The sequence below is a fragment of the Streptomyces sp. NBC_01689 genome (genome assembly GCF_036250675.1).
In the GTDB taxonomy this organism is placed as follows: Bacteria; Actinomycetota; Actinomycetes; order Streptomycetales; family Streptomycetaceae; genus Streptomyces.
In genome coordinates, this window is record NZ_CP109592.1 from 8,668,784 (window position 1) to 8,684,155 (window position 15,372).

The 15,372-nt window shown below is 73.5% G+C and carries 15 protein-coding genes; 8 read left to right on the forward strand and 7 right to left on the reverse strand.

All coding sequences use genetic code 11. The annotated features are described in order from the left end of the window. Position 1: 1 nt before the first annotated feature. Positions 2–442 (reverse strand): SPW repeat protein, encoded by a 441-nt coding sequence (locus OG776_RS37170; protein WP_148009586.1) that lies wholly within the window; start codon positions 440–442, stop codon positions 2–4. A 235-nt stretch (positions 443–677) separates the two neighbouring features. Between OG776_RS37170 and OG776_RS37175 the strand changes: the two genes are divergently transcribed. The 6 genes from OG776_RS37175 (at position 678) to OG776_RS37200 (ending at position 7,051) form a co-directional block, all read left to right on the forward strand. Beyond that, the gene (locus tag OG776_RS37175; protein ID WP_148009585.1) at positions 678–1,121 is read left to right on the forward strand and encodes a hydrolase; all 444 of its coding nucleotides are present in this window, start codon (positions 678–680) and stop codon (positions 1,119–1,121) included. A 327-nt stretch (positions 1,122–1,448) separates the two neighbouring features. Next, the gene (locus tag OG776_RS37180; protein WP_148009584.1) at positions 1,449–2,786 is read left to right on the forward strand and encodes an NAD(P)/FAD-dependent oxidoreductase; all 1,338 of its coding nucleotides are present in this window, start codon (positions 1,449–1,451) and stop codon (positions 2,784–2,786) included. After that, positions 2,780–3,667, forward strand: a complete 888-nt coding sequence (locus OG776_RS37185) for a DUF1365 domain-containing protein (protein ID WP_148009583.1) — start codon at positions 2,780–2,782, stop codon at positions 3,665–3,667. The genes OG776_RS37180 and OG776_RS37185 overlap by 7 nt, the downstream gene beginning before the upstream one ends. Continuing rightward, a complete protein-coding gene (locus OG776_RS37190) occupies positions 3,664–4,932 on the forward strand; it encodes an SAM-dependent methyltransferase (RefSeq protein WP_148009582.1) in 1,269 nt (422 codons plus the stop codon). The genes OG776_RS37185 and OG776_RS37190 overlap by 4 nt, the downstream gene beginning before the upstream one ends. Before the next feature lie 5 nt (positions 4,933–4,937). Then, positions 4,938–6,248, forward strand: coding sequence for a cyclopropane-fatty-acyl-phospholipid synthase family protein (locus OG776_RS37195; protein ID WP_329323806.1), 1,311 nt, complete (start codon positions 4,938–4,940; stop codon positions 6,246–6,248). Next, complete coding sequence (locus OG776_RS37200) at positions 6,245–7,051, forward strand: DUF1295 domain-containing protein (RefSeq protein WP_148009581.1); 807 nt, start codon at positions 6,245–6,247, stop codon at positions 7,049–7,051. The genes OG776_RS37195 and OG776_RS37200 overlap by 4 nt, the downstream gene beginning before the upstream one ends. A gap of 284 nt (positions 7,052–7,335) precedes the next feature. Here the strand turns inward: OG776_RS37200 and OG776_RS37205 are convergent, their stop codons facing one another. The 3 genes from OG776_RS37205 to OG776_RS37215 form a co-directional block, all read right to left on the reverse strand. Next, positions 7,336–8,097: an anti-sigma factor gene (locus OG776_RS37205; RefSeq protein WP_148009580.1), complete on the reverse strand. Its 762-nt coding sequence runs from the start codon at positions 8,095–8,097 to the stop codon at positions 7,336–7,338. Beyond that, on the reverse strand, positions 8,094–8,678 hold the full coding sequence (locus OG776_RS37210) for a sigma-70 family RNA polymerase sigma factor (RefSeq protein ID WP_148009579.1): 585 nt from the start codon (positions 8,676–8,678) through the stop codon (positions 8,094–8,096). Before OG776_RS37210 ends, OG776_RS37205 begins: the two co-directional genes overlap by 4 nt. A 157-nt stretch (positions 8,679–8,835) precedes the next feature. Further along, entirely contained in the window at positions 8,836–9,441 is a 606-nt protein-coding gene (locus tag OG776_RS37215; protein WP_148008342.1) for a sigma-70 family RNA polymerase sigma factor, read from the reverse strand. A 127-nt stretch (positions 9,442–9,568) separates the two neighbouring features. Between OG776_RS37215 and OG776_RS37220 the strand changes: the two genes are divergently transcribed. Continuing rightward, on the forward strand, positions 9,569–10,600 hold the full coding sequence (locus OG776_RS37220) for a MerR family transcriptional regulator (RefSeq protein ID WP_148008343.1): 1,032 nt from the start codon (positions 9,569–9,571) through the stop codon (positions 10,598–10,600). Between the two features lie 28 nt (positions 10,601–10,628). Here OG776_RS37220 and OG776_RS37225 read toward each other — a convergent pair whose 3' ends face one another. From OG776_RS37225 to OG776_RS37235, 3 genes are all read right to left on the reverse strand, one after another. Beyond that, positions 10,629–11,351, reverse strand: a complete 723-nt coding sequence (locus OG776_RS37225; RefSeq protein ID WP_187285542.1) for a DUF4142 domain-containing protein — start codon at positions 11,349–11,351, stop codon at positions 10,629–10,631. Between the two features lie 163 nt (positions 11,352–11,514). Continuing rightward, complete coding sequence (locus OG776_RS37230; RefSeq protein WP_148008344.1) at positions 11,515–12,888, reverse strand: cryptochrome/photolyase family protein; 1,374 nt, start codon at positions 12,886–12,888, stop codon at positions 11,515–11,517. A 172-nt stretch (positions 12,889–13,060) separates the two neighbouring features. After that, positions 13,061–14,596, reverse strand: a complete 1,536-nt coding sequence (locus tag OG776_RS37235) for an SDR family oxidoreductase (RefSeq protein ID WP_148008345.1) — start codon at positions 14,594–14,596, stop codon at positions 13,061–13,063. A 153-nt stretch (positions 14,597–14,749) separates the two neighbouring features. Between OG776_RS37235 and OG776_RS37240 the strand changes: the two genes are divergently transcribed. Beyond that, positions 14,750–15,271 carry a MarR family winged helix-turn-helix transcriptional regulator gene (locus OG776_RS37240; RefSeq protein ID WP_261994458.1) on the forward strand — a complete coding sequence of 174 codons (522 nt, stop codon included), beginning with the start codon at positions 14,750–14,752 and terminating at the stop codon, positions 15,269–15,271. The last annotated feature ends 101 nt before the right edge of the window (positions 15,272–15,372 follow it).

A 15,372-nucleotide genomic window follows, 5' to 3' on the forward strand; every position in this document is an offset into this window, starting at 1 on the left:
TCTACGCCCGGGAGGTGTTCTTCGTCGCCGCGAACGCGCAGACCGCCCCCAGCACCACGGCCAGCGCGCCGATGACGATGTTGTTGATCACCACACCGGTGTCCGGGCTGGTGCCGACCACCCACGGCGAGATGATCATCCACACGCCCATCGCGCAGATGGCCCAGCTCAGGCCGTACATCCTCTCCGGCATGACGGTGAATCCGAGGGCCAGCACGGCGATCGCGATGCCCATGACGAGGTTGTGGGTCATCAGGGCGGGCTGACTGGCCGTGTAGTGGAGTATCCACGGGGACACGGCACAGTACAGACCGAGCAGGAACACGGGTCCGTCGACGAGCGCCACATCACGGCCACCCATCACGCGGGCATACCGGTCACGCATTTCGGTCACGTCCGGATGGGTCGTGATGTCGTTTCTGGGGTGCGAGACGTTGGCCATGGGTCGACTCCTTCGATCTGGGCGTGCCTGACCGCTTCCGGTGTGGTATGCGGCAAGCGCCACTTGTCCCCATTGTGCGCTTATTTCTTCTTTATGTGTAGAGGTGGCCGCCGCCCGCGCGGGTGGCGGGGAGCGGCCGTACGGTACTCCGGGCCCGCGCCGGCGCGGGCCTCGCGGACCACCGTCCGTGTGGGCCACCCTGGGACCCGGCGCGGTCGTACGGAGGGAGTCGCGGGTGCGCACACCGGGCGAGGGGGAGCCGGCGGCCCACCTGCCGGAGGGGATCTGGGCGACGCCGTACGTGGGGCGGCGCTTTCCCGGATCGCGGTCCGTCGCCGAGAGACCGGGCCTCGCCGACGGCGCCAATTGCCAGTACTTCGCCTACGAGGTGCTGCGCCACTTCGGCCCGCGCCTGCCCGCCTGGCGATCGAGCGACCTGTGGGACGACACCCTGCTGACGGAGCGGGTCGGGGAACCCCGGCCGCTCGACCTCGCGCTCTTCAACTCCGGCGAACAGGCCTGGGGCGCCCACGTCGGAGTGGTCGTGGGGGAGGGCGGGGTCCTTCACCTCTGCGCCGAGGTGGGGCGTCCGGTGATCTGGCCGCTGGGGGAGTTCGCGAGGCGCGAGCGGTACCGCACCCTGCTCGGCTTCAAACGGCCGCGCCACGGGGCCAAGTGACGGACCGGCCGCCGTCCCGGCACTCGGGAGCCCTCGCGCATCGTCCCGGAAGGCCGTGTCCGCGCCGGGGGCCGCGTGCCTGAACCGCCGGGTCCGCGGCGCGGGAGCCGTGTCCCGCGGTGACCGCCGGGACACCGTCCGTGGCGACGGTCCGCGAGGTCCGCCACCGCGCCGCACCGGGCGCACACCCCTCGCAGACCCCGCGCGCGCACCGCTCTCTCACCCGATCGGAGGAAGAGCACCTTCCGGCCAATCCATCAGGGCCGCAGCTTCGGAATAGGGCCGAGAGCTCTGAAGCCGAAACAGGCGAGCCGGGTGGGAGGAGACATGGTGCGGCAAGCGTCAGGGGACGCCTCGGGTACGGACGAGGGGACCGGGGACCGCCGGCGGGGCGGCCGGAGCGGTCCCGGGCGGCGGACGGCCGTCATCGGCGGGGGCGTGTCGGGACTGACCGCCGCCCACGTGCTGGGCCGCGCGCGGCAGGTGGTCCTGTACGAGGCGGACGACCGGCTGGGCGGCCACGCGCACACCCACGACCTCGCCTCCTCCGACGGAGGACTGCACCGCGTCGATTCGGGCTTCATCGTGCACAACCGCCGTACGTACCCGAACCTCCTGCGGCTCTTCGACGAACTCGGTGTCGCCACCCAGGAGTCGGAGATGAGCATGTCGGTGCGGTGCGAGGGCTGCGGCCTCGAGTACGCGGGCGCGCGCGGCCCGGCCGGACTGTTCGCACGGCCGCGGAACGCGCTGCGTGGCCCCTACCTCCGGATGCTCACCGAAGTGCCGGCTTTCCATCGCGCGGCCCGGCGACTGCTCGCGGCGGGCGGTGAGGAGAACCTGACACTGGCCGGATTCCTGACCCGAGAGCGCTTCTCGCCGTACTTCGTCCAGCACTTCGCGACCCCCCTGGTGTCGGCGGTCTGGTCCTGCGACGCCGTCACGGCGGGCCGCTACCCGGCCGCCTACCTGTTCCGATTCCTGGACCACCACGGCATGCTGTCGGTGACCGACTCCCCGGTGTGGCGCACGGTGACCGGGGGTTCCCGCTCCTACGTCGACCGGGTGGCCAAGCAGCTCGACGCCGTGCACACCTCCGCGCCCGTCCGGGCCGTGCGCCGGCACGCCGACGGGGTGGACGTCACCACCGAGGACGGCACCACCGCCGCGTACGACTCCGTGGTGATCGCGGTCCACCCCGACCAGGCCCTGAGACTGCTCGCCGACCCCACCGAGCGGGAGCGGGAGGTGCTCGGCGCCTTCCGCTACTCCCGCAACACCACCCTGCTGCACACGGACACCACGCTTCTGCCGCGCGCCCGGGGCGCGAGGGCCTCCTGGAACTATCTGATGCCCGCGTGCGACGCCGGAGCGGACCGCGTCCGGGTCAGTTACGACATGAACCGGCTCCAACGCCTCGACGCGTCCGACCCCTACGTCGTCACCCTCGGAGGCGAGGACCGTGTCGACCCGGACCGCGTCCTGGCCCGCATGGTGTACGAACACCCCGTCTACACGCCGGAGTCCGTGGCCGCGCAGGCCCGACTCCCGGAACTGGCCGGCCCGGTGACCGCGTACGCCGGCGCCTACCACGGCTGGGGATTCCACGAGGACGGCTGCCGCTCCGGCGTGGCGGCCGCCGCGGCCCTCGGGGTGACATGGTGACCGCCACCCCCGCCCTCTACCCCTGCACGGTCTCGCACGTACGGACCGTGCCGACCCGGTACGCGCTGCGCCACCGCACGTACATGTGGCTGACCGATCCCGACCGGCCGCCCCGACTGCCGTTCCCGCTCCGCCCGTTGGCCGGCTTCGACGCCCGTGACCACTTCGACGGCGACCAGCCGACGATTCGCGCCGGGCTCGACCGTTTCCTCGCCTCGCACGGCATCGATCTGCACGGCGGTCCGGTCACGATGCTCGCCCACGCGCGGGTCCTCGGCCACGTCTTCAACCCGCTCACCCTCTACTGGTGCCACGACCCCGACGGCACACCGCGCTGCGTCGTCGCCGAGGTGCACAACACGTACGGCGAGCGGCACTGCTATCTGCTGCTCCCCGAGGACACGGGGACGGCGCGCGTATCCGGCCCGGTGCGGGAGTCCGTCCCGGTGCCGGAGCCCGGATCGGCGCTAGAGCCCCGCGGCGCCCGCGAGGATCAGGGCACCACGACGACACGGGCCGGCACGCGGGCACAGGCGGACGGCCGCCGGACCGGGAACCCCGTCTACCGCACGGAGAAGTGGTTCTACGTCTCGCCCTTCTTCCCCGTCGACGGCGCCTACCGCATGCGCCTCCCGCTCCCGGACGACCACCTGGACCTGACGGTACGTCTGGAGCGCGCGGGTACCCGGCCCTTCACCGCGACCGTGCGCGGAACCCGCCGGGAGGCGACCGCCGGGACGCTGCTGCGGGCCGCGCTGCGCCACCCGTGGTCCACCGTCGCCGTCTCGGCCGCCATCCGCGTCCACGGCATCCGCCTCTATCTGCGGGGACTGCCCGTCCAGCCCCGTCCACGCCACCGGAACCAGGAGAGTGACACATGAGGACAGCCGAGCCCCGCTCCGCCACCGCGCAGCGCCGGGACGTGGATCCCGCCCGCTGGCCGGACGTGGTGACGCCGCCGGAGGCCTCGCGCGCCCGGACCGCCGTCACCCGTGCCGTGCTGGCCAGAGCACTGCGGCGACTGCCCCTGCAGGCGCGGTTCGCCGACGGAGGCCGTCTCGGCACCGGCGGCCCGGTGATCGAGATCCACGATCCGGACGCCTTCCACCGCCGTATCGGCACCGGGGGACTGGTCGGCTTCGGCGAGTCCTACATGGCGGGCGAATGGGACGCGCCGGACCTCGTCGCCGCGCTCACCGTGCTCGCCGACCATGCGGCGCGGCTGATCCCCGAGCCGCTCCAGCGGCTGCGCGGCCTCTGGGCGCCGCGCCGCCCGGAGGCGCAGCGCAACACACCCGCCGGTGCCCGCGACAACATCAGCCGCCACTACGACCTCTCCAACGACCTGTTCGCGCTCTTCCTCGACGAGACCCTGAGCTACTCGGCGGCCCTCTTCCGCGGTTTCCCCGCCTCCTGGCCCCTGCTGGCCTCCGCCCAACACCGCAAGATCGACCGGCTGCTGGACCTCGCCGAGGTCGGCCCCGGCACCCGGCTGCTCGAGATCGGCACCGGATGGGGCGAGTTGGCGATACGCGCGGCCGCCCGCGGCGCCCAGGTCACGTCACTGACCCTCTCCGGGGAACAACGGGACCTGGCCCGCCGACGGGTGCGCGAAGCGGGTCTGGAGGACCGGGTCTCCATCCGGCTGTGCGACTACCGCGAGGCCGAGGGCACCTATGACGCGGTGGTGAGCGTCGAGATGGTGGAGGCGGTCGGAGCGGAGTTCTGGCCGGTCTACTTCGCGACGCTCGACGCGCGGCTCGCCCCCGGCGGACGCGCGGCGCTGCAGGCGATCACCATGCCGCACGACCGGATGCTGGCCAGCCGCGACACCTTCACCTGGATCCAGAAGTACGTCTTCCCCGGCGGCCTGCTGCCCTCCGTGGAGGCCGTCGAGCAGGTGACCCGCGAGCACACCCGGCTGCGGACCACCCGCCGTGACCCCTTCGGCGCGCACTACGCGGAGACCCTGCGGCTGTGGCGCGAACGCTTCACCGAGCGTGCCGACGAGGTCGGGGCGCTCGGTTTCGACGCGACCTTCCGCCGTATGTGGACCTTCTACCTCGCCTACTCCGAAGCGGGATTCCGCTCCGGCTACCTGGACGTCCAGCAGTATCTGTTCACGAAGGAGGACTCCGCCCCGTGACCCCCGTGACCCCCGCCCGCCCCGCCCGTACCGGTGCCGCCCACCAGCTCGCCGCGCTGGCCGAGGAGGCGCTCGGCGGCCCCCTGCCGTTGCGGCTGCGCGCGTGGGACGGCAGCGAGACCGGCCCCGAGGACGGCCCGGTGGTCGTCGTCCGCACACGCCGCGCGCTGCGGCGGCTCCTCTGGCAGCCCGGCGAACTGGGCGTGGCCCAGGCCTATGTCACCGGGGAGATCGACGTCGAGGGCGACCTCGCCGCGGGTCTGCGCGCCATGTGGGGCGCCGTCCGGGAGCGCAGCCTGCACGCGCCCCGGCTCACCGCCGCCGACCGGGTCCGCGCCGCAGGCACCGCGCTGCGCCTCGGGGCCGTGGGTCCGAGGCCCCCGGCCCCCGCCTCGCAGGCGCGGCTGCGCGGCGGGCTGCACAGCAGGGCCCGGGACCGGGCCGCCATCAGCCACCACTACGACCTGTCGAACGCGTTCTACCGGCTGCTCCTCGACGAGACCATGGCCTACTCGTGCGGCTACTGGACCGGTGAGGAGCCGGACTTCGGTCCCGCCGACGCACAGCGGGCCAAGCTGGAGCTGATCTGCCGCAAGCTCGGTCTCGTCCCGGGTGCCCGGCTCCTCGACATCGGCTGCGGCTGGGGCTCGCTCACGCTGTACGCGGCGGAGCAGTACAAGGCCCAGGTCACGGCGGTCACATTGGCCCGGGAACAGGCCGCGTACGTACGGGAGCAGGTGCGCGAGCGAGGTCTCGAACACCAGGTCGACGTGGTCTGCCAGGACTACCGGGACATCGCGGGCGGCGCGTACGAGGCCGTCACCGCGATCGAGATGGGCGAGCACGTGGGGGACGCCGAGTACCCGGCGTTCGCCGCGTCCCTGCACCGTTTCGTCCGTCCGCGGGGGCGCGTCCTCGTCCAGCAGATGTCGCGCGGGCCGGTGGCCCCCGGCGGCGGTGCCTTCATCGAGGCGTACATCGCCCCGGACATGCACATGAGGCCGCTCGGCGACACCGTCGGGCTGCTTGAGAGCGCGGGTCTGGAGGTGCGGTCCGTGGAGTCGCTGCGGGAACACTACGTCCGTACCGTCGCGGCCTGGCACCGCACGCTGGAGGACCGCTGGGACGACTTCGTGCGGCTGGTGGGCGCCGAGACGGCCAGGGTGTGGCGGCTGTACCTGGTCGGCGGGGCGCTCGCCTTCGAGGAGCGGCGCATGGGCGTGGACCAGATCCTGTGCGTGCGGCCCGCTCCCGGCGGCAGCAGCGGCATGCCCGCGGTGCCCGGCCACTGGTACACGGGGGTGGACGGACGATGAGCGGCTTCCCGTGGGGAGCGTTCGCCCAGAACCTCGGCCTGGCGGCGGCCGCGGCGTTCGCCGTCATGCTCGTCACCTTCGCGGTCGCCGTGCGCAAGGGCGTGCACCGGATCGTCGACGTCGCCTGGGGGATCGGGTTCACGGCGGTCGCCGTGGTGTCCTTCCTGGCCTCCGCGGGCGAGGGCGACGAGAGCCGGCGGATCCTGGTGACGGTACTGACCTCGCTGTGGGGGCTGCGGCTGGCCCTGCACATCGCACGGCGGGGCCGTGGGCACGGCGAGGACCCGCGGTACGAGGCGATGCTCGGCAGAGCACCCGGCAACCGCAACCTGTACGCCCTGCGCATGGTCTACCTCCTGCAAGGGGCCCTGGTGTGGCTGGTGTCGTTGCCCGTGCAGGCGGCGCAGTACGTCTCCGCCGGACCGACGGGCCTCACCCTTGCGGGCGCCGCGCTGTGGGCGGTGGGGCTGTTCTTCGAGGCGGTGGGCGACGCCCAGCTGGCCCGGTTCAAGGCCGATCCCGCGAACCGCGGCCGGGTGATGGACCGGGGCCTGTGGAGCTGGACCCGGCATCCCAACTATTTCGGCGACTTCTGTGTGTGGTGGGGCCTGTTCCTGCTCGCCTGCGACTCGGGCGCGGCGGCCGCGGTGTCGGTCGTCTCGCCGCTGGTGATGAGCTACCTGCTGATCAACGGCAGCGGGAAGCCACTGCTCGAGAAGCATCTGTCGGGGCGCCCGGGGTTCGCCGAGTACACGGCGCGGACCAGCGGTTTCTTCCCGCTGCCACCCAAGCGGCAGGGCTGACAAGAGCGCGCCCGGGCGGTACGGGGCCGCCCGGGCGGTACGGGCCCACCCGGGCGTCGGCGTCATGGACGGGCGCGACGGGGACGGGGGACAAGGGCCCGGGGATGGCGCGTAGGCGCGCGGCAGGCTCCCGGGGCCGGCGAAGGACGGGTGGTCCGCTCCCCCGGGAGCGGACCACCCGTCCTTCGCGCCGTGCGGAGCGGCCCCAGGCCGTGTCCACAAGGTCTCATCCGCCCGCCGGTCAGACGAGACCTTGCGGACACGACCAGGGAAGGCCGGACCCGTCAGGCGGGGAAGGCCAGCACCGCCAGCGGGGCCGAGGTCGGCCGGGGCGAACCGCCCGCCGGTTCCACCGTGATGCCCATCCCCGACGCCTCGGCCAGCTTTCCGTCCAGCAGGACCACCTCGCTGGTGCGGTGCGGGTCCATCAGACCGGCGGAACGCATGGTGCCCGCGTCGTCGAACCACAGCTGGTAGACCTTGCCGCGCGGCGGCTTCGCCATCCCCGAGGAGAGGAAGACGGCCTCGTCGCGGCCGGCGGAGACGACCACCGTGCCGGTGGCGCCGCCCGCCAGTTTCGCGGTGCGGCTCTTCGCGTCCGGGGCACCCAGCACCGCGGTCAGGTCGGCGGTGCGCCGCTCGGCCTCCCTCGCCTGGCCGCGGGCCTCCTGCGCCCGGTCGTGCTGCCACACCGCCGTGCCGCCGAACGCCGCCGCGGCGGCCACACAGGCGGCCAGCGCCCAGCGCGACAGCCCACGGGGACGGCGTACGCGCCGCAGCACCGGAACGGGGGGCGCAGGGGCCGCGGTGCGGGGGGCCTCCTGCCGGACCGTGGTGATGTGCCGCATGACCCGGGTCTTGAGCTCGGGTGCGGTGACGACGGTCTCGGCCAGGCCCAGCCGTGCCGCCGTGGCGGTCAGTTCACGGACCTCCTGGGCGCAGGCCTCGCAGTCGGCGGCGTGCCGCTCGAACCGGCCGCGCTCGTCCGCGTCGAGGGCGTGCAGCGCGTACGCACCCGTCAGGGTGTGCAGGTCGGACGTGGTCATGCGGTGACCCCCAAGCAGTCACGGAGGCGGATCAGACCGTCGCGCAGACGGGTCTTGACCGTGCCGAGCGGAAGCGTCAGCAGCTCCGCCACCTCCCGGTAGGTCAGGCCGCGGTAGTAGGCGAGGGTGACGGACTGACGCTGCAGCTCCGTCAGCGTCCGCAGGCAGCGCCGTACCTGTTCCCTCTCCAGCCGTGCCTCGACCTGTTCGGTCACCTCGTCGAACTCGGGCGTCCGGTCGAGGAGGGCCGCCTTGTGCTCACGCGCCGCCGAGGCCTCGGCCGAGCGCACCCGGTCGACCGCCCGCTGGTGGGCGAGGGTGAGCACCCAGTTCATCACCGACCCGCGTTCGGGCCGGTAGCGGGCGGCGGTCCGCCACACCTCGACCAGGACCTCCTGGGCCACCTCCTCCGACTGGGCCCGGTCGCGCAGCACCCTGCGCACGATGCCGAGCACCGGCCCCGCCACGATGTCGTAGACCGCGGCGAAAGCCTCCTGGTCGCCTCGGGCGACGTCGGCCATCAGGTCCGGCAGACCGGGTTCCGTCGCCGGGTTCCTGCCGATTTCCACGGCTTCCTTCACGGGTTCGTCCTCCAAGCGGGGTGATCGGTACGGGACTGATCCGGATCAGGTCCGGCGGCGGATTGGCCCGCGGCGGGAAAATCCGCGGTGCGGCGGCCGGGTGTCCGCTCGGGACGGGGGCCGGCGGGGTCCAGGGGCGGGCGGCGGCCGCCCGCCCTCATCCGTCGGCCCGTGTCCGCAGACAGCGGCGCAGCTGGTGCAGACCGCGCCGGCAGTGGCTCTTGACCGTGCCCAGCGGCCAGCCGGTGCGCTGCGCGATCTGGGTCTGGGTGAGGTCCTCGTAGAACGCGAGATGCAGCACCCGGCGCTGGGGCGCCGGCAGTCCGGCGAGTCCGTGCCGGACGAGGACGCGGTCGAGCGCGGCGGCCTCGGGGCGGGCGCGGGTGTCGTCGGCCGGACCGAGCAGGCCTCCGGCGGCCGCGACCAGCTCGCCGCGGCGGGTACGTGCGGACAGCGCGTCGGCGATCTTGCGGCGGCTGATGCCGACCAGCCAGCCGGCCAGGGCGCCGCGCTCCGGACGGTAGCCGGGCGCGCCCTGCCAGGCGGCCAGGAACACCTGCTGGGTGACGTCCTCGGCCTCCCGGGAGTCACCCAGGGAACGCCGGGCCATGGTGTGCACCAGCTTTCCCCAGCGGTGGTACGCGGCGGTCAGACAGCGCTCGTCACCTGCCGCGAGCCCCCGCGCGATCTCGGCGTCGGTGAGCGGTCCGGACCCGGCCTCCCACGCCGAGGGGCGCCCCGCGGCGAGCGGTTCTGCGGCCATGACCTCGGCTCCTCGGGTCGGTCGGGGGTCACGGGGCGCGACCGGTGCGGCGCGCCGTGGCCTCCATCGTGGGAACCGCGGAACTTCCGGGACAACTTGCATCGTTTCTGCGTCGTATAGTCGCGGCATGGGCGAGGACCGACCGACAGAGTCGTCACCACCGGCCGCGCGGCCCGCCGCGGCGGGTGTCACCACGGGGGCGCTGGCGCGTCGGCTCGGGGTGTCGCCCACCACGCTGCGCTCCTGGGACCGGCGGTACGGGGTGGGTCCCGCGGTCCGCTCCGACGGGCGGCACCGCCGCTGGACGCCGCAGGACGTGGCGATGCTGGAGGAGATGTGCCGGCTGACCTCCGCCGGGGTGCCGCCGGCCGAGGCGGCCAGGACCGCGCGGAAGGGCGTGGAACGGATACCGTACGTGCCCGACCCGTCCGTCGGGACCGGGCGCGTGCTCGGCCGGCAGCGTTCGCGGGCGGCCGGCGCGCTCCCGCTCGGGGACGTCCGGCAGGAGTGCAGAGGACTCGCGCGCGCCGCCGTGCGCCTCGACGCGCCCGCGATGGACGACCAGCTTGCCTCGCTCGTGGAACGGCACGGCCTGGTCGTCGCGTGGGACGAGGTGATGGTGCCCACCCTGCACGCGGTGGGACGCAAGTGGGAGTCCTCCGGCGACCGTTACGTGGAGGTGGAGCATCTGCTGTCCTGGCACATCTCCCGGACCCTCCACCGGGCGACGATGCCCGCGCGGCCCGACGCCCCCGCCAGTGGCCCGGGTCCGGTGGTGCTGGCCTGCGTCCCCGGCGAGCAGCACAGCCTGCCGTTGCAGGCGCTGCACGCGGGCCTGGCCGAACTGGGGCTGCCCGCCAGGATGTTCGGGGCGGCGGTGCCCACCGAGGCGCTGACCGCGGCGGTCCGGCGACTGGGCCCCACGGCCGTCGTGCTGTGGGCCCAGACCCGCTCGACCGCCGATGTCCCGCTCGCCCGGCACGTGGCCGGCACCCACTGGGGCGTCAAGGGCGCCCGTAATCATCCGGCCGTCGTGCTGGGCGGCCCCGGCTGGGCCGGGCGCCCGCTGCGCGGGATGCTCCGTCCTTCGGGGCTGCGGGACGCCCTCGGCTGCCTCGGGGGCCTCTACGACGAGGGCGCCCCGGTCCCGGGAGGCTGACCTCCGGGGCCGGGGCGACCGGGCCGGTTCACCCCACCGTGGGTGAGGGGGACACCGCACTCCCCGCGGGCGGGGTGAGGACGACGGTCGGCTCGCCCGGCGCGGGAGGGGGCGGCGTGACGTTCTGGGCGGGCAGCTTCGGCGGGGTGGTCTCCTGGAACACCAGCTGGCCGAAGTCGACCAGTCCGGTCTTCTCCATCACCGTGATGTGGTCGAGCACGGTGTCGTTGGCCTGGTCCGCCAGCTGACGCACCAGAGAGTTCTCCGTGGTGGACCTGATCTTTGCGACGGTCAGGAAGATCGTTCCGTGGGTCAGCCGCAGGATGTTGGCGAAGTCCGTGTCGAACTTCTTGCCGGTGTCACCGCTGAGGGTCGCGACGAAGCCCTGCTGCTGCGGAGACGGCTTGTTGGGGATGGTGATGCCGAGCTGGGCGGCGACCTTGCGGTCGGTGTCGTCCAGTGCGGCGTGGCCCTTGATCAGGTGCTGGCCGGCGGTTCTGACCGCGGGGATGGTGCCCTTCTGGAGCGCGAGCTGCCCGACCGGGTACTCCCAGAGTCCCGCCGCCCGCACCTTGACGACGAAGTCCCGGTCCGCCTCGGTGAGCGGGCCCGTCGACGTGTTGGCGATCACGCGGTTCGGGGCGCTGGACGTGGTCTGCACACCGATCACGGCAGGATACGCGAGCGCGGCGAGCGTCAAGGTCAACGCACCCGCCACGAAGAGCGTTCCTGCGTTCCGTGCAATGCGCATCGAGCCTCCTGGCGGGGCGGCGGCGCGGAGCGGGGGAGCTCCGTCGGGCCGCCTGGTGAATCCGGTGCGAGTGGATCCGGTGACGAGTGATTCTGACGCCCACCAGTACGCACGCGTTCGTGGAAGAAATCTCTATGGATTGTAAAATCCCTGGTGACTTCCTTCAGCCACGGCCCCGGGCCTCCTTGAAGCGGGCCAGCCCGTCCGGAAGTTCGACCACCGGGTCAGGGTAGTCGTAGGCGGCGCGGTCCAGCCCCCGCAGCTTCCACGGCTCGTGCACGGCGGCGCCCGCGAGCCCCTCCAGTTCGGGCACCCACCGCCGGACGTACGATCCGTCCGGATCGTAACGCTTCGCCTGGATCACGGGGTTGAGGACCCGGTTGGGCCGGGTGTCCGTGCCCGTCCCGGCCATCCACTGCCAGTTGAGCTGGTTGTTGGCGACGTCGCCGTCCACCAGCAGGTCCAGGAAGTGCCGGGCCCCGACCCGCCAGTCCACGTACAGGGTCTTGGTGAGGAAGCTCGCCGTCAGCAGCCGTCCCCGGTTGTGCATCCAGCCCTCGTGGCGCAGTTGCCGCATCGCCGCGTCGACCACGGGATAGCCGGTGCGACCCTCCTTCCACGCGGCGATGTCCTCCCGTGCCTCGCTCTCCGGGCGCCAGTGGTCGTGCCGGGTGCGGTAGTCGGCCACCGCCGCGTCCGGCCGCGCGGCGAGCACCTGGTGGTGGAAGTCCCGCCAGGCCAGCTGCCGTACGAAGGCCTCGGCGCCCGCGCCGCCCGCACCGCGGGCGCGGTGCACCAGCTCGACCGGGGAGAGCGAGCCGAAGTGCAGGTGCGGCGAGAACCGGGAGGTGGCGTCGCCGGGCAGGTCGTCGTGCCGGTCCTCGTACGACGCGATACCGCTCCGCAGCCAGGAGTCGAGTCTCTTGCGGGCCTCCGTCTCGCCGCCCCGGGCCAGTCCCCCGGAGACCCCGGACAGGGCCTCGCGGGAGGGGAGCGGCTCCGAACCGACCCCGTCCGGCACCCGGATCGTCCGCGGCGCGCCGACCGCGGCGCGCAGCGACTGCCCCGACCACTGGCGGAAGTACGGGGTGAAGACCGCGAAGTGGTCCGACGAGGCCGGGGTGACGGCACCCGGCGCCAGCGCGGTGATCACGGTGTCGTGGACGTGCAGCCGGCATCCCTCGGCCTCCAGGGCCGCGCGCAGCCGGTCCTCACGGCGGCGCGCGTAGGCGCTGACGCCCGCGGCCATGTGCACCTCGTCGGCGTCCGCCTCGGCGACCACCTTGCACACCTCGGCGGCCACGTCGCCGGAGCGCACCACCAGCCGGCCGCCCCGCTCCCGCAGCCCGGCGTCGAGGTCCGCCAGACAGTCCGCGAGGAAGGCCATCCGGTTGGGAGCGGTGAACCCGGCCGCCGCGACGGCGTCGTCGCGCACGAACAGCGGCACGAGCGCGGCCGATCCTTCGTGGGCCGCGCGCAGCGCCGGATGATCGTGCAGACGCAGGTCCGAGGTGAACAGGACGACCGAGACGTTCATGGTGTGGCTCCGGGATCGGCTGGACTGACGGGTGCGGGCGGCCACTGGGGCGACGGCCGCGAGGGGTACGGCGACTCCCGCTTCCGCCCGGCGGGCTCCCGCGGATGCGCCGACCGCGGGAGCGACCGGTTCCGGGCACCGCGGGAGCGGTCCGGGGCGGACGTGGGCGGGGTCAGAGGGTGGAGGCGGATTCCGGCTTCTTCGCGGGGACACTCTCGGCCGCGTGTTTGACGGCGGCCTTGGCGATGTTGCGGGCCATTCCGCCGAAGACGACGGCGTGGAACGGCGAGACGGTCCACCAGTAGGCGTGTCCCAGCAGCCCGTGCGGATGGAACATGGCCCGCTGCCGGTACCGCGAGCCGCCGTCGCGGCCCTCTTCGGCGTACATCTCCAGCCAGGCCAGGCCCGGCAGCCGCATCTCCGCGCGCAGCCGCAGCAGATGACCCGGCTCGATCTCCTCGACCCGCCAGAAGTCGAGCGAGTCGCCCGCCCGCAGCCGGGTCGCGTCGCGTCGTCCGCGCCGCAGGCCGACACCGCCCACCATGCGGTCCAGCCAGCCGCGGACGGCCCAGGCGAGCGGGAAGGAGTACCAGCCGTTGTCGCCGCCGATGCCCTCGATCACCCGCCACAGCGCCTCGCGCGGCGCGTCCACGGCCAGTTCGCGATGGTCGGTGTAGAGACTGCCGCCCGCCCAGTCGGGGTCGGTGGGGAGCGGATCGCTCGGCGCGCCGGGCACCGAGGCCGACGACCACCGAGTGGTGACCTGGGCGTCCCGGACGCGTTGCAGCGCCAGGGCGACCGCGTCGTCGAAGCCGATCGGACGGCCGGGCGGATCGGGCACGTACCGGACGATGTCGTTTTCGTGGCACACGACCTCGTGCCGCAGCGACTCGGTGAGGGGGCGCGCGATGGACGCGGGGACCGGGGTGACCAGGCCGACCCAGTGACTGGACAGCCGGGGGGTGAGCACCGGCACCGGGAAGATGAGCCGGCGGGGCAGCCCGGCGATGGTGGCGTACCGCCGCATCATCTCCAGGTACGTCAGGATCTCGGGACCGCCGATGTCGAAGGTGCGGTTGACCTCCGCGGGCATCCGGGCGCTGCCGACCAGGGTGCGCAGCACGTCCCGTACTCCCATCGGCTGGATACGGGTGTGCACCCAGCTGGGGGTCACCATCACCGGCAACCGCTCCGTGAGATAGCGCAGCATCTCGAAGGAGGCCGAACCGGAGCCGATGATCACCGCGGCGCGCAACACCGTGGTCGGGACACCGGAGTGCAGCAGGATGCGGCCGACCTCGGTACGCGACCTGAGATGCGGGGAGAGTTCCCGCTCCGGTACGTGCCGCGGGGTGAGCCCGCCCAGGTAGACGATCCGCCGGACGCCGGCCGCGCGGGCCCGCTCACCGAAGATGCGCGCCGCCCGCCGGTCGGTCGCCTCGAAGTCGTGGCCCGTGCCGAGGGCGTGGACGAGGTAGTACGCGACGTCCATGTCCCGCAGCGCCTCCGCCACCGAGTCGGCGTCCAGGACGTCACCCTGCACGACCTCCGCCTCGCCCGCCCACGGGTAGTCGCGCAGCTTGGCGGGGGAACGGGCGAGGCACCGCACCCGGTGCCCCTCCGCCAGCAGCTCGGAGACCAGCCGCCCGCCGATGTAGCCCGTGGCACCGGTCACCAGACATCGCAGGCCGGTGTCGCTCTCGCTCATGGGTCCCTCCGTCGTTCGCCGCGTCGCCCCCCTTTCCGTACTCCCCTCGTCATGCCTTCCACGCGGGCGGTGACGGCGGATGCGCGGAAACGGTCTTTCCGGCGACCGGGGATGCGGGAGGGGGCGGACGGCGCACTTCTATAGGCTGATCGCGTGGCCAGACGAGACGACGGTGACGACCGAGCGGGTGACCCGCGGCCCGGGGGCGGCGCGGGAAGCGGGCGCGCCGACGCGACCGGACTCCAGGCCTTCGCGGTACAGCTGCGCCGGATGAACGGGGAGATCAACCGTCTGGTCCACGCCTTCGCCGGTGAACACGGTCTGCACGCGACCGACGTGCAGGCGCTGGCCGCGATCCTCGACGCGCCGCAGCCGCTCACCCCGGGCCGGCTGCGCGACCATCTCGGGCTCACCTCGGGGGCCGTCACGGCCTGCCTCGACCGGCTCGAACGCGCGGGCCACATCCGGCGGGTCAGGGAGAGCCCGGACCGCCGGGTGGTCCACCTCCACTACGTCGCCGAGGCCAGGACGGTGGCACGCGCCCACTTCCGGCCGCTCGCCGAGGTCACCGAGCGGGTGCGCGACCGTTTCGGCGAGGAGGAGCTGTCCGTGGTGCTCCGCTTCCTCTGCGAGTTGAACGAGGAACTCTCCACCGTGCGGTCACCGGGCCGCTGAGCCCGGGCCGGGAGGGCGTGTCCCGAGGCCGGGCCGTGCCCGGCCCGTGTCCCGCCTCGTACCTCGGTGCATCCGGCCGGGCGCCGGGACGGGAAGGGCAG

Excerpts from the sequence above, each read along its gene's own strand:
- OG776_RS37190 (WP_148009582.1), top strand. The coding sequence starts at position 3,664 with ATGAGGACAGCCGAGCCCCGCTCCGCCACCGCGCAGCGCCGGGACGTG.
- OG776_RS37215 (WP_148008342.1), bottom strand. The coding sequence starts at position 9,441 with ATGGCCGCAGAACCGCTCGCCGCGGGGCGCCCCTCGGCGTGGGAGGCC.
- OG776_RS37220 (WP_148008343.1), top strand. The coding sequence starts at position 9,569 with ATGGGCGAGGACCGACCGACAGAGTCGTCACCACCGGCCGCGCGGCCC.
- OG776_RS37225 (WP_187285542.1), bottom strand. The coding sequence starts at position 11,351 with ATGCGCATTGCACGGAACGCAGGAACGCTCTTCGTGGCGGGTGCGTTG.
- OG776_RS37200 (WP_148009581.1), top strand. The coding sequence starts at position 6,245 with ATGAGCGGCTTCCCGTGGGGAGCGTTCGCCCAGAACCTCGGCCTGGCG.
- OG776_RS37205 (WP_148009580.1), bottom strand. The coding sequence starts at position 8,097 with ATGACCACGTCCGACCTGCACACCCTGACGGGTGCGTACGCGCTGCAC.
- OG776_RS37180 (WP_148009584.1), top strand. The coding sequence starts at position 1,449 with ATGGTGCGGCAAGCGTCAGGGGACGCCTCGGGTACGGACGAGGGGACC.
- OG776_RS37230 (WP_148008344.1), bottom strand. The coding sequence starts at position 12,888 with ATGAACGTCTCGGTCGTCCTGTTCACCTCGGACCTGCGTCTGCACGAT.
- OG776_RS37185 (WP_148009583.1), top strand. The coding sequence starts at position 2,780 with ATGGTGACCGCCACCCCCGCCCTCTACCCCTGCACGGTCTCGCACGTA.
- OG776_RS37170 (WP_148009586.1), bottom strand. The coding sequence starts at position 442 with ATGGCCAACGTCTCGCACCCCAGAAACGACATCACGACCCATCCGGAC.
- OG776_RS37235 (WP_148008345.1), bottom strand. The coding sequence starts at position 14,596 with ATGAGCGAGAGCGACACCGGCCTGCGATGTCTGGTGACCGGTGCCACG.